Genomic DNA, 13,282 nt, shown 5'->3' with positions numbered 1-13,282 from the left:
TTTTTGGATAAAATGGTTCATGCGTAGATATTCTCCTTATGTTATTTGGTGGTACTTTTAATATAACGAATATCTGCGTCTTTTAGAAGACACAAAGATAGGGTTGATGACATTTTAATTTTTGTCAGCAACCCTATTTATTGTAGAACCTAAACATTAGCTTTACGGTCGTTTTTTCTTCTAAAGTTAGAGATATAACATTTCAATTCAACTCAGGGCATATTAATAACTACTAATAAAAATTGAGAAAATATTCTAATTATATTAGAATTAATCACTTAATTAGTAGCAATATGCGATAATATTGTGTAGAATTGATAAGGAAGATATTAGAATATGTTAAGGAGGATAATGAATGAGTGAAGAAAATAAACAACGTGTACTAATTATTGAAGACGAAAAGAACTTAGCTCGATTCGTTGACTTAGAATTAAAACACGAAGGCTATGAAACTGAGATTAGATATGATGGTCGTAGTGGACTAGATGCTGCATTAAATGAGGATTGGGATGTCATCCTATTAGATTTAATGTTACCAGAATTAAACGGTCTAGAAGTTTGCCGTCGTATTCGTCCGGTTAAAGATACACCAATCATTATTATGACAGCAAGAGATTCGGTTATTGACCGTGTTTCTGGTTTAGACCAAGGGGCAGATGATTATATTGTTAAGCCTTTTGCAATTGAAGAATTATTAGCACGTCTGCGTGCATTATTCCGTCGTTTAGATCATGAAGATGAGCAACGTGCACAACAACAACCAACGGTTAAATATCGTGATTTAACGGTAGAGAAGGCCAACCGTATTGTTAAACGTGGTGAAGAAGTCATTGATTTAACTAAACGTGAATATGAATTACTATTATACTTAATGGAAAACATTAACATGGTAATGTCTCGTGACGTACTTTTAGATAAAGTATGGGGTTATAAATCCGAAGTTGAGACAAATGTTGTTGACGTATATATTCGTTATTTACGTAATAAAATTGACGTTCCTGGGCAAGATAGTTATATTCAAACTGTTCGTGGAACGGGATATGTCATGAGAAACTAAGATGGAAACATTTAAAGAAAAAATAAAACAGCCCCTTTCCCTTAAGTGGAAATGGGGAATTTTATTATTTACATTTTTTGCGCCAGTTATCATCATTAGTTTAACTTGGTATCATCAAGATGTGAATGATAATTTAAGTAAGCAGGTTTATGATACGTATCAGAATAAATACGAAAACATTGATGAATATTTTCAGCAATTTGCTTTTCCATTTTTAGTGTACAACCAATCTGAAACAACAGCACGTCCATTATCGGACGAACAATATCAAGTACAAAGTAATGCAGTAAGCAACTTAGAGTATTTTGAAGATGAATATACGACAATTCGATTGTTTAGTGAATCAAATCAGTTGATTTATGAAACAATGACATTGAACTTACCATCGATTAATCATTCAGATCAGTTGCAAGAAGTGCAACATAACGACGAAACATTTTTAATGGGTTATAACACCGTGGTTTCTGATTCAACAGGTAAAAAAATTGGTTCGTTCCAGTTGATTGTGAAACCAGACTATTATACAAATATTATTCAACATCAAAATCAATTGTTTTGGCGCGTGTTATTATTAATTATCGTTATTATTGGCGTATTATCGTTTATTTTAAGTCATCGTTTCCTAAGACCTCTAACTTATCTTAATAACTCATTGGATTTGGTAGAAGAAGAAAACTTATCTGACATTCGGGTTAGAAAACCAGTCTCAGAGGATGAGTGGAGCGATTTAAGTTTACACGTGAATAAGTTACTAGATAAAATTGACAAATATGTGACTAATCAAAAACAATTCGTCGAAGATGTGTCACATGAATTAAGAACACCTGTTGCGATTGTTGAAGGTCACTTGAAATTATTAAATCGTTGGGGTAAAGATGATCCCGAAGTTCTTGAAGAATCCATCGCCTCTTCATTACAAGAAATAACGAGAATGAAAGACTTAGTACAAGAAATGTTAGATCTTTCTCGAGCGGAGAATGTGGATATCGACTATAAAGATGAGATAACAGAAGTCTATTCGACAACCGAGCAAGTATTCAATAACTTTAAAATTATCCACGAAGATTTTGATTTCTATCTTGATTCCGATGATGATGGTGAAAGCTTATATATTCAAGCATTTCGAAATCATATTGAACAAGTTCTCATTATTTTACTGGATAATGCTGTTAAATATAGCCGCGACCGTAAAGAAATCCACGTATCTATCAGTAAGAGCTTTACTAAAGTTGAGATTGCGATACAAGATTTTGGTGAGGGTATGACTGATGAAGATAAAGAAAAAGTATTTGGTCGATTTTATCGAATTGATAAAGCAAGATCACGTGATAAAGGTGGGAATGGTTTAGGCCTAAGTATTGCGAAACAATTAGTTGAAGGGTATAAAGGGGCGATTCGAGTGGAGAGTGTAATTAATCACGGTTCGATTTTTTATATTGAATTTCCAATCTTGAATGACACTCGACAAATATATAAGAGTAAGCAAATCGCCGAACGTAAAAAACTATAATGTTTATTCCATAATAAAAAAACGGATATGCGTCTGTTGTAACTACCTAAATTAAGGAAGTGCAACAGATTAGCGTATCCGTTTTTTATGTATAAATTTATGTTTTAAAATTGATTAACGTCTTTGTTTACCTTCGTTACGGCGTTTCTTATTGGAAGTATTGACATTGTTCTTCGTCGGCACTAAGCGTTTTGAATCACCTTTGTTCGTATTTTTAGCTTTAGTTGCTTTTTTACGAGGTGTACGTTTAACATGTGCGTATTTCTCAGCTTCAGCTTCCATATCTTTTTCAATTCTTGGTCTTACCACTTTATTCATATAAAGTTGTTGGAAGATTGCGAACACACCACCGGTTAAGAAGTAAATTCCTAATCCAGCTGCAGAAGCATAAGTAATCCAACCAATCATTAGCGGATTCATTAACATCATTGTACGCGATGTTTGTTGCGCTTGAGGGTTATCAGATTGAGGCGTATTTTTCTGCATCATCCAGCCTTGTAGTGCATAAAGTAGAACAACACCAACTACAAGTGGAATACTTTGCTCACCTAAGTTAATACCTAAGAAGTTACTTCTTAAGATTTCTGGAGACGAACGAATCGCAGTATATACAGCAGAAATAATAGGCATTTGGATTAGTAGTGGTAGACATCCTGCTAAACCACCAAACATATTAATGTCGTATTTCTTATACACTTGCATAAGTTCTTGTTGTAACGCTGCTTTTTCATTTTGATCGCTTGTTTCTTCCATTTCAGCATTGATTTCATCAATCTCAGGCTGAGCGATCTTCATTTTTGATTGACTAATCATTGAATTTTTAGTCATATTTACTGATGATGGCATCATAAGTAATCGTGTGATGATTGTAATAATTATGATTGCTACCCCGTAGCTACCGCCGAAAATCCCAGCAATCCAGTCCATTAGAGTGGATGCAGGTCGACCAATATACTCGTAAACCCATCCAGAAGGGTTACCAGCACTATCGTAAGAGACACAGCCGGACATAACTAGTATAACAACAGCTAGTAGTCCAATAATTTTTATCCATTTTTGCTTCTTTTTCATCTAAGTTATCACTCCATTAAAATTCATACTCTTATATAATATAGAAAAGAGATGAAGAATTCAATCAGATTCTCACTATATTTAATTAACAAAAGTTAATATACTACAGAAAAATCATCATAAACTTTATCGAGTTGCAAATCGTGGATCTCGACATCTTTAATTTTCATAAATTGATGTTGAGGTTGTTTGATTCGCTCAACCATCTTATTCAAAGTATCATCATCTGTTTGAGCGATAATTTTGACATCACCGTCAGACAAATTTCTTACTGTTCCTTTAATATTAAGATCTTTTGCAATTTGACTTACATAATTTCTAAAGCCAACACCTTGTACGCGTCCTGATACGATTAATTCAGTTGTTTTCATGTAATCGCTCCCTTTCTTTTGTTTACATTGTAACACAGAATTTCTAATAAAGAATTCGATATATCCACCATTCAATGCTATAATTAGTGTTGCGTAAAGTTTAGCGAATAGAAGAACAAGGAGGATGGTCCATGACGAAAAAGAAGAAGGCTCAAGCTAATAAGTCAGAGCAAATAAGTGATCATTCAAAACATTATATATATTTAATTATAGGCTTGATTGTCGCTTTTATATCGATAATAGCCTTATTTAATTGGGGATTTTTTGGTTCACTTGTCTTAAATACATTTCGACTGTTTGTCGGTGAAGCTTATGATTTATTATTAGTTGGAATTGCTTTTATTGGATTAGCAATGTTTGTGAAGCGTTCCATTGTTAATATCCCCGCATTAAAATTAATGGGTTCATTGTTTATATTAATAGCGATGACGACATTACTTCATTTTAATCAATTTTATCCTTTAGAACCTTTACCTGATTCCATTTTTGCGATTACTTTTGATATTTTCAAAAATGAATTTGTAACTGGTCAAAACCAAGTCAGTCTTGGTGGTGGGATGCTCGGTGCAGTTTTTTATGCGAGTTTTGGTTATTTATTTGGACAATGGGGAACATATTTATTAGTAGGTATTGTGTTCTTTATTGGGCTTTTTATGACTACAGGTGTGACTTTTGAAGCATTTATTAATGCAATTAAACACTTTTTCATTTTAATATATGGAGGATTTAAACGAGTTGGAAACACAATTAGTGAAGTTCGTTCTACATATAAAGAATCTTTCGTAGAAGAAGAGGAAATTACTGAAGACATCGAACCTGTGGTTGAAGAAGCTATTTATGAACAAAATGATTCATTTAATGAATATGAGGATTACTCAAGAGAAGAAGTGTCTTATGTAAGTAAGCAAAGACCTCAGAGAAGAGCTTTATTTGATAAAATAAAGAACAAATTTAATGTCAACGATGCTGAGGAAACGACCGAACAGTGGCAACCCCGTTATCAGCCTTCCATTAAAGTAGATAAAGAACCTAGTTGGGAAGTATATGATGATACGGATGCACTAGCGTCAACAGCAGCTAGTGAACGTGCAAGACTAGAACGAGATAAAGATTTAGTCTTAGATTTAGATTATTTTGACCAAATTTCTAATCATACAAAAGAAGATGAGTCAGAATCAGTTGTTGATATGCCACAGCAACCTAATTATGATTACAATAATCCATCTGATTGGGATGCGCCAACGACTTATGAAGAAGAATCTTATAACAACGTAGAAATTGATGCAGATGATGATACATTGGCTCATGAGATTGCTGATACCTTACCTGAAGAACCGACAAACCAAGAAACGGTTCAACACTCTAATGCCGCTCATTGGCAACAACAATCTGATAATATCCAAAACACAACTGATAATGATTTAGATTCTGTTCTTGAACAAAGCAGTAAAGCCAATCCAACTCAGAAAAAAGAATCGAAAAAAAGTAAGCATAAAGGGTATAAATTACCATCAAAAAACTTATTAACGAAAATTCCGCCGGTGGATCAATCTGAAGAATACAAACGGATTAATGAAAACATCGATAAACTTGAAAGAACATTTAAAAGTTTTGGTGTAGATGCTAAAGTTGTTAAAGCAAATTTAGGACCATCGGTTACGAAATATGAAATTGAACCAGCTATTGGTGTGAAAGTAAGTAAAATTGTTTCATTATCTGATGATATTGCATTATCACTCGCAGCCAGAGATATTCGTATGGAAGCTCCCATTCCAGGCAAATCATTAATTGGGATAGAAGTACCAAATACTCAAGTGAGCCCAGTTTCTTTTTGGGAAATTGTAGATGCGGCCTTAAAATCACCAAATCTTTTAGAAGTGCCTTTAGGACGAGATATATCAGGATCAGTGTGTACAGCCGATTTAACTAAAATGCCTCACTTACTAATTGCTGGTGCAACGGGGAGTGGTAAATCAGTGGGAATGAATGTTATTATTGCTTCTTTATTAATGAAGGCAAAACCTAATGAAGTGAAATTCTTAATGATTGACCCTAAAAAAGTTGAGTTGACTATGTATAATGAATTACCTCATCTTTTATCTCCGGTAGTTACTAACCCGAGAAAAGCGGCTCATGCATTAAACAATGTAGTCCAAGAGATGGAACATCGTTATGAATTATTTGCAGCATCTGGTGTAAGAAACGTAGATAGCTATAATGACTATATTGAAGAGCAAAACAAAAATGAAGGAACTGGCTATGAAAGACTGCCAAAAATTGTGGTCTTTATTGACGAGTTAGCAGACTTAATGCTAGTAGCTAGTAATGAAGTAGAGAATGCGATTATTCGCTTAGCTCAAATGGCACGTGCTGCTGGTATACATATGATTATCGCAACTCAAAGACCATCTGTAGATGTTATCACTGGGATTATAAAAGCAAATGTGCCATCAAGATTAGCCTTTGCGGTTTCAAGTGGGACTGATTCGAGAACAATCTTAGATTCAAACGGTGCTGAGAAGTTACTTGGTAGAGGAGATATGCTATTCCAACCAATGGGTATGAATAAACCATTACGTGTTCAAGGTGGATATATTTCTGATGCTGAAGTAGAGCGTATTACAGACTTTATCAAAGATCAAAGTGAGCCTGATTATGATGAAGCGATTGTTGTGACAGATGAAAGTCTTGAAAAAGCTAATGCATCTGATGACGAATACTTTGAAGATGCGGTTGCACTTATTAAAGAACAAGAAACAATCAGTATCTCTCAATTACAAAGAAGATTTAGAATTGGTTATAATCGAGCAGCAAGATTAATCGATGATATGGAAGCTTTAGGTTTAGTAAGTGAACCAGATGGAAGTAAACCAAGACAAGTCTTAATAGATTAAAATTAAATACCTAGTAGATTAATGTTTACTACTAGGTATTTTTTTATTTTGAGCAAACTTTTTATGAAAATGTTGTTAAACCAATGATTGAAAGAGCATAGAAAAAATCGAAAAAGCTCAAAAAACCCAACCGCTTACATTGTGTTTTTGTTAAGCTTACGGTATAATTTTAAATGAACAAAAAAGGAGGAAGATTGAATGAAAAAATTACTTAAATTATCTGCCGTAGCATTAATGGCTGCAGGAGTTGCATTACCAACGATGGCGGCAGCGCAAGAAGAGTTTTCTGCTATTATGATTACGGATATTGGTGGGGTGGATGACAAATCATTTAACCAATCAGCATGGGAAGGATTAACTGCATGGGGTGAAGAGCACGGTAAAGAACGTGGAGTGAGTGGATATGACTACTTACAATCAAACAGTGACTCAGACTTTGTTACAAACATTAACACGGCTTTATCATCAAACTTTGATATAATTTTCGGTATTGGATTTAAATTAGAGCCAGCGATTAATGATATGGCTCAACAATATCCTGACCGTCACTTCGCCATTGTAGATGCTGTGGTTGACCAACCAAATGTGGCTTCATTAAACTTTAAAGACCATGAAGCAGCATTCTTAGCTGGTGTCGCAGCTGCATTAACAACTGAAACAGATCACCTAGGTTTTGTTGGTGGAGTTGAAGGGGTTGTTATTGACCGCTTTGAAGCGGGATTCGTTGCAGGAGCACAAGCAATTAACCCAGATATCGAAATTTCTGTTGAATACGCAGGTAGCTTCGGTGATGCTTCACGAGGTAAACAAATTGCAGCAGCAATGTACGCGAACGATGCAGATATTATCTTCCATGCATCTGGAGATACAGGGAATGGAGTATTCTCAGAGGCAAAAGACTTAGTAACAAACGACCCTTCACGTAATTTATGGGTAATCGGGGTTGACCGTGACCAAGCAGAAGAAGGTATCGTAACTGTTGATGGAGAAGAACGCCACTTAACATTAACTTCTACATTAAAACAAGTTGGAGACGCAGTGAAACAATTCGCTGAGCAAACTGAAGCCGATGGCTTTACCGCTGGTAACACTGTCTATGGTTTAGCAGACGGTGGAGTTGAATTAACTGAAGGTCAATTAACTGACGAAGTTAAAGAAACAATTGAAGAATACCGTCAACAAATTGTTAATGGGGAAATTGAAGTTCCAGAAACGCCAGAATAAAACACGAACAATAACGGCATAATTAAAGAGATAATACGTCAAACTATTGAGAGCTCGTTTTTTATAACCTATAATACCTTTAGACATTAACTAAGGGAGGAAATACATTGAACAAATTACTTAAATTATCAACAATTACTTTACTCGCCGGAGGATTAGCTTCTCCAATTTTTGCTAACGCACAAGAAGATTTTAGTGCAATCATGATTACTGACCAAGGTGGGGTAGATGATAAATCATTTAACCAATCTGCATGGGAAGGATTACAACTATGGGGAGAAGAGAACGGCCTAGAGAGAGGTACTTCTGGTTTTGATTATTTAGAATCAGCAACTGACTCAGACTACATTACTAACTTAAACACGGCGGTTCAAAGTGGTTTTGATTTAATTTACGGAGTAGGGTTCAAATTAGAAGCAGCGATTAATGATGTTGCTCAACAATATCCAGATCAACAGTTCGCGATTATTGACTCTGTAGTGGATCAACCAAATGTTGCTTCTATTAATTTCCAAGACAATGAAGCAGCTTTTCTAGCTGGTGTTGCTGCAGCTTCAACAACTGAAACAAATAAAATTGGATTTATTGGTGGAGTTGAAGGGATTGTCCTTGACCGTTTCGAGGCTGGCTTTGTCGCTGGTGCTGAAGCAGTTAATCCTGACATCGAAGTTACAGTTGAATATGTTGGAAGTTTTGCTGATGCACCGCGTGGTCGTCAATTAGCAGCAGCAATGTATGCAGCTGATACTGATATTATTTTCCAAGCTGCTGGAGATTCAGGTAATGGAGTCTTCTCAGAAGCAAAAGATTTAGTGTCTGCTGATCCAGAACGTAATATTTGGGTTATCGGAGCTGATATGGATCAAGACGCTGAAGGGATTATTGAAATTGATGGAGAAGAACGCGGATTAACTTTAACTTCTACGTTAAAACAAATCGGTGATTCTATCCAATTATTTACAAATGAAACAAAAGCAGGTAACTTCGAAGCTGGAACACAAGTCTTTGGGTTAGCTGATGGTGGAGTTGACTTAGCTGAAGGAAATCTTTCAGAAGAAGTTTTAACTACTGTAAATGATTACCGTCAACAAATTATTGATGGTGAAATTGAAGTCCCAGAAACTCCTGAAAACTAATCGTTTTTTAAGTAAAGGGCGCCTCGTGAAGGTGCCCTTTTTTTATGAGGATTTACCATTATAGAACATGGAAAACTAAAAAACACTGTGAAATTACTAATTTGGATAAGTACAAACACTAATTATTTTACAAAAATTGCAATTATAGAATACTTTAATATGATTTTTACTATGCTTTTTTAGTATACTTGACTATAATTATATATGATATAACAGATTGCAAAATTATAAGTATAGAATGTGAGGAGCAATTATGACAGATACAAATGTACCTGTAATTGAGATGCGTGACATTTCCAAAAAATTTGGTGAGTTCTACGCGAACAAAAATATCAACTTACAGTTAAAAAAAGGTGAAATTCATGCCTTATTAGGGGAGAACGGAGCAGGAAAATCAACATTAATGAATATTCTCTCTGGTTTATTAGAACCTACATCAGGTGATATTTACATGGGAGGAGAAGTTGTTCAAATTGATTCTCCAACCAAAGCCAACCAACTCGGAATTGGGATGGTTCACCAACATTTTATGTTGATAGATGCTTTTACGGTTGTTGAAAACATTATATTGGGTGAAGAACCTGTCTCAGGTCTAACAATTGATAAAGGAACAGCTCAGAAAAAAATTGAAGAGATTTCTCAACAATATGGTTTGAGTGTCGATCCTTCAGCTCGTATTTCATCTATTAGTGTAGGAATGCAACAACGTGTTGAGATTCTTAAAGTGCTTTATCGTGGGGCAGACATTTTGATTTTTGATGAACCGACTGCGTCACTAACGCCTCAAGAAGTGACAGATTTAATGGTTACATTACGTAAATTAGCCGAAGAAGGTAAGTCAATTATTATCATCACTCATAAGTTGGATGAAATTAAACAAGTAGCCGATCGCTGTACTGTTATTCGTCGTGGTCAATCGATTGATACTGTTGATGTAGCAACAACAACTTCAAATGAGTTAGCTGATATGATGGTTGGCCGTTCAGTATCATTTACTACTGAAAAGAAACTTGCAAATCCATCAGATACAATAATTGATATCAAATCACTTAATGTTTTGGATGAACGTAGTATAAAAGCGGTTGAGGATCTTTCATTTAAAGTTCGCAAAGGTGAAATCGTTGGTGTCGCGGGAATTGATGGAAATGGTCAATCAGAATTAATACTTGCAATGACAGGATTATTGCCAGTTGAATCAGGTCAAATTCTCTTCGAAGGGAAAGATATTACAGGTCTTTCACCGAGAGATGTGAATGAAAGTGGCATTGCTCATATTCCAGAAGACCGTCATAAGTATGGTTTAATTCTAGATATGCAATTAGAAAGTAATATGATATTGAAAAACTATTACGCGAAACCTTATTCAAGTAATGGCTTATTACATTTTACTAAAATTGAACAACAAGCGAGAAAACTAATTGAATCTTATGATGTAAGAACAACTTCTGAGAAAGCTATTGCTAGATCATTATCTGGTGGTAATCAGCAGAAAGCAATTATTGCAAGAGAAATAGATAGTGATCCTAAATTCTTAATTGCAGCAAACCCGACCCGTGGACTGGATGTGGGTGCAATTGAATTTATTCATAAAGAATTAATTAACGAACGCGATAAAGATAAAGGTGTTCTATTAATGAGTTTCGAACTTGATGAGATATTAAATGTAACGGATAGAGTTCTAGTCATGTTTGATGGAAAGATTGTTGCGGACATTCCAACACATGAAACAAACGAACGTGAGTTAGGATTGATGATGGCGGGAACACCATTTTCAGAAATTGAAGCGGCTCGTCAGGAAGGAAGTGTTGTATAGTGAAGTCAAATATTAGACAAATTATGGTCCCATTATTATCAATTGTTATTGGACTTGTCTTTGGAGCAATTATTATGTTGGTTTTTGGTTATAATCCAATTGAAGGTTATAAAGCATTACTTACAGGAGCTTTAGGAAATCCATTTAATATTGGACAAACAATTCGTGCAGCAACTCCCCTAATCTTTACTGGTTTAGGTTTTGCGGTAGCTTATACGGCTGGATTCTTTAATATTGGTTTAGCAGGTCAAGCTTTAGCAGGTTGGTTAGTATCAGTATGGATTGGTATATCATTACCTGATTCACCAAGTTGGCTTGTCTTACCACTTGCAATACTTGGTGGAACGATTGCTGGTGCTTTATGGGCTGGAATTGCTGGAGTTTTAAAAGCATTCTTTGATACCAGTGAAGTTATCGTAACAATCATGTTAAACTATGTAGCCATTTATATTTCTGATCATATTATTCGTAACGTAATCACTGATCGCGCAGATGCAACGCCTTTCGTTGGGGAGAATGCATCATTACGCTTGCAATGGTTAACTGATTTAACAAACGGGTCAACGATTCATGGTGGTATTTTCTTAGCCTTAATCTTTGCAGTTCTTGTATCAATTTTACTTCAAAGAACAACCGTTGGTTTCGAGTTGAGATCCGTTGGTTTCAATAAGCACGCTGCGAATTACGCAGGTATGAATGCGAAACGTAATATTATTTTAGCAATGTTATTATCTGGAGGATTAGCTGGATTAGGTGGAGTTATGAACGGCTTAGGCGAGTTTAGAAACGTCTTCTTAACGAACGGTGTTGCTCCAGCCATTGGTTTTGATGGACTTGCTGTAGCATTATTAGGTGGTCTGAATCCAATCGGAATCATCTTCGCAAGTCTTTTATTTGGTGGGTTAAAAACAGGTGGAACGATTATGCCACTTATGGCAGGGGTTCCTTCTGAAATTGTTGATATTGCAACGGCGGCAATTATCTTCTTCGTAGGTGCTAACTATGTTATTACTTATTTTATGGATCGTCGTGAGAAATCTAAATTAAGTAATACAGAAGTGATTGTTCAAGGAGGAGATGAGTAATGGTCAATTTATTAGCATTAATTGTATCATCTACATTAGTATACTCAGCCCCGTTAATATTTACGGCGATCGGTGGAGTATTTTCTGAACGAAGTGGTATTGTAAATGTTGGTTTGGAAGGTATTATGGTGATGGGAGCTTTCAGTTCCGTAGTTTTCAACCTATTTTATGCTGAAACATTTGGATCTTGGACTCCTTGGCTTGGTTTATTGGTTGGAGCCCTTGCGGGTGTATTCATTGCTGCAGTCCATGCTTTAGCAACAGTAAATTTAAGAGCAGATCATATTATCTCTGGTACAGTTGTTAACTTAGCGGCTCCAGCTTTAGCTGTGTTCTTAACACGAGTTTTATTTGAACAAAGAGGACAAACAGACATTATTCGCGAATCATTTGGGTATTTTAATTTCCCACTTTTAAGTGATATCCCTGTTATTGGACGTATTTTCTTCCAATCAACTTCTTTACCAGCTTATGTAGGTATTATTGTTGCCTTTATCTGTTGGTTCTTCTTAGCGAGAACTCGCTTTGGATTAAGAATCCGAGCGGTTGGTGAGAATCCTCAAGCAGCAGATACAATGGGAATTAATGTTTACGCAATGAAATACGCTGGTGTACTACTTTCAGGTGTATTCGGTGGAATTGGGGGAGCGGTATTATCTCAATCTATTTCATTAAACTTCTCTGTTTCTACTATTGCAGGACAAGGGTTTATGGCGATGGCGGCAATGATTTTTGGTAAATGGAATCCAGTAGGAGCTATGTTAGCAGCGATATTCTTTGGATTTGCTCAAAGTTTATCAGTAGTTGGTTCTCAAATTCCACTCATTGAATCTATAGATCCAGTTTATTTACAAATCGCACCTTACATTATTACAATTATAGTACTTGTAAGCTTTGTAGGAAAAGCATCTGGTCCAGCTGCTAATGGTAAAACTTATATTAAATCAAAATAATTCTTATATTAAAACGGCCTATATTTGTAGTGCCGTTTTTTGCATGTGCGCCCGGCATGGGCGATAACTTGGTGGTGAAAGTCCACTACAGACTTGGCAGTAGGAACTGTTAGCTAAAGGCAAGGGTGTCCACCGTGAGGTGGAATCTGAAGGAAGCCGGAGGCAAAC

General features: G+C 35.6%; 10 protein-coding genes. 8 read left to right on the top strand and 2 right to left on the bottom strand.

Annotation, left to right across the window (positions count from 1 at the left end; translation table 11 throughout):
* Positions 1–355 precede the first annotated feature (355 nt).
* Both ACEN4N_RS09925 and ACEN4N_RS09920 read left to right on the top strand, forming a co-directional pair.
* Positions 356–1,057 carry a response regulator transcription factor gene (locus ACEN4N_RS09925; protein WP_138403684.1) on the top strand — a complete coding sequence of 234 codons (702 nt, stop codon included), beginning with the start codon at positions 356–358 and terminating at the stop codon, positions 1,055–1,057.
* Position 1,058: 1 nt separating this feature from the next.
* Complete coding sequence (locus tag ACEN4N_RS09920; RefSeq protein ID WP_407090653.1) at positions 1,059–2,567, top strand: sensor histidine kinase; 1,509 nt, start codon at positions 1,059–1,061, stop codon at positions 2,565–2,567.
* Between the two features lie 114 nt (positions 2,568–2,681).
* Here ACEN4N_RS09920 and yidC read toward each other — a convergent pair whose 3' ends face one another.
* Entirely contained in the window at positions 2,682–3,638 is a 957-nt protein-coding gene (yidC, locus tag ACEN4N_RS09915) for a membrane protein insertase YidC (RefSeq protein WP_407090652.1), read from the bottom strand.
* Between the two features lie 95 nt (positions 3,639–3,733).
* A complete protein-coding gene (locus ACEN4N_RS09910; RefSeq protein WP_138403687.1) occupies positions 3,734–4,009 on the bottom strand; it encodes an acylphosphatase in 276 nt (91 codons plus the stop codon).
* Between the two features lie 131 nt (positions 4,010–4,140).
* Between ACEN4N_RS09910 and ACEN4N_RS09905 the strand changes: the two genes are divergently transcribed.
* The 6 genes from ACEN4N_RS09905 to ACEN4N_RS09880 all read left to right on the top strand — a co-directional run bounded on the left by ACEN4N_RS09905 (position 4,141) and on the right by ACEN4N_RS09880 (position 13,114).
* Complete coding sequence (locus ACEN4N_RS09905; protein ID WP_407090651.1) at positions 4,141–6,903, top strand: DNA translocase FtsK; 2,763 nt, start codon at positions 4,141–4,143, stop codon at positions 6,901–6,903.
* A gap of 198 nt (positions 6,904–7,101) precedes the next feature.
* Entirely contained in the window at positions 7,102–8,127 is a 1,026-nt protein-coding gene (locus ACEN4N_RS09900) for a BMP family protein (protein WP_197104033.1), read from the top strand.
* A gap of 107 nt (positions 8,128–8,234) precedes the next feature.
* Complete coding sequence (locus ACEN4N_RS09895; RefSeq protein WP_407090650.1) at positions 8,235–9,263, top strand: BMP family protein; 1,029 nt, start codon at positions 8,235–8,237, stop codon at positions 9,261–9,263.
* 253 nt (positions 9,264–9,516) lie between these two features.
* A complete protein-coding gene (locus tag ACEN4N_RS09890; protein ID WP_407090649.1) occupies positions 9,517–11,076 on the top strand; it encodes an ABC transporter ATP-binding protein in 1,560 nt (519 codons plus the stop codon).
* A gap of 23 nt (positions 11,077–11,099) precedes the next feature.
* The gene (locus ACEN4N_RS09885) at positions 11,100–12,161 is read left to right on the top strand and encodes an ABC transporter permease (RefSeq protein ID WP_407090654.1); all 1,062 of its coding nucleotides are present in this window, start codon (positions 11,100–11,102) and stop codon (positions 12,159–12,161) included.
* On the top strand, positions 12,161–13,114 hold the full coding sequence (locus tag ACEN4N_RS09880) for an ABC transporter permease (protein ID WP_407090648.1): 954 nt from the start codon (positions 12,161–12,163) through the stop codon (positions 13,112–13,114). The genes ACEN4N_RS09885 and ACEN4N_RS09880 overlap by 1 nt, the downstream gene beginning before the upstream one ends.
* Positions 13,115–13,282 lie beyond the last annotated feature (168 nt).

It is taken from the genome of Ruoffia sp. FAM 20857, from assembly GCF_045528645.1.
Classification (GTDB): domain Bacteria; phylum Bacillota; class Bacilli; order Lactobacillales; family Aerococcaceae; genus Ruoffia; species Ruoffia halotolerans.
This window is presented reverse-complemented; position numbering and strand designations above follow the sequence as displayed.

What these genes read in the sequence shown, in the direction of transcription:
- yidC (WP_407090652.1), bottom strand. Translation starts at nt 3,638, where the DNA reads ATGAAAAAGAAGCAAAAATGGATAAAAATTATTGGACTACTAGCTGTT.
- ACEN4N_RS09925 (WP_138403684.1), top strand. Translation starts at nt 356, where the DNA reads ATGAGTGAAGAAAATAAACAACGTGTACTAATTATTGAAGACGAAAAG.
- ACEN4N_RS09890 (WP_407090649.1), top strand. Translation starts at nt 9,517, where the DNA reads ATGACAGATACAAATGTACCTGTAATTGAGATGCGTGACATTTCCAAA.
- ACEN4N_RS09880 (WP_407090648.1), top strand. Translation starts at nt 12,161, where the DNA reads ATGGTCAATTTATTAGCATTAATTGTATCATCTACATTAGTATACTCA.
- ACEN4N_RS09905 (WP_407090651.1), top strand. Translation starts at nt 4,141, where the DNA reads ATGACGAAAAAGAAGAAGGCTCAAGCTAATAAGTCAGAGCAAATAAGT.
- ACEN4N_RS09900 (WP_197104033.1), top strand. Translation starts at nt 7,102, where the DNA reads ATGAAAAAATTACTTAAATTATCTGCCGTAGCATTAATGGCTGCAGGA.
- ACEN4N_RS09920 (WP_407090653.1), top strand. Translation starts at nt 1,059, where the DNA reads ATGGAAACATTTAAAGAAAAAATAAAACAGCCCCTTTCCCTTAAGTGG.
- ACEN4N_RS09885 (WP_407090654.1), top strand. Translation starts at nt 11,100, where the DNA reads ATGGTCCCATTATTATCAATTGTTATTGGACTTGTCTTTGGAGCAATT.
- ACEN4N_RS09910 (WP_138403687.1), bottom strand. Translation starts at nt 4,009, where the DNA reads ATGAAAACAACTGAATTAATCGTATCAGGACGCGTACAAGGTGTTGGC.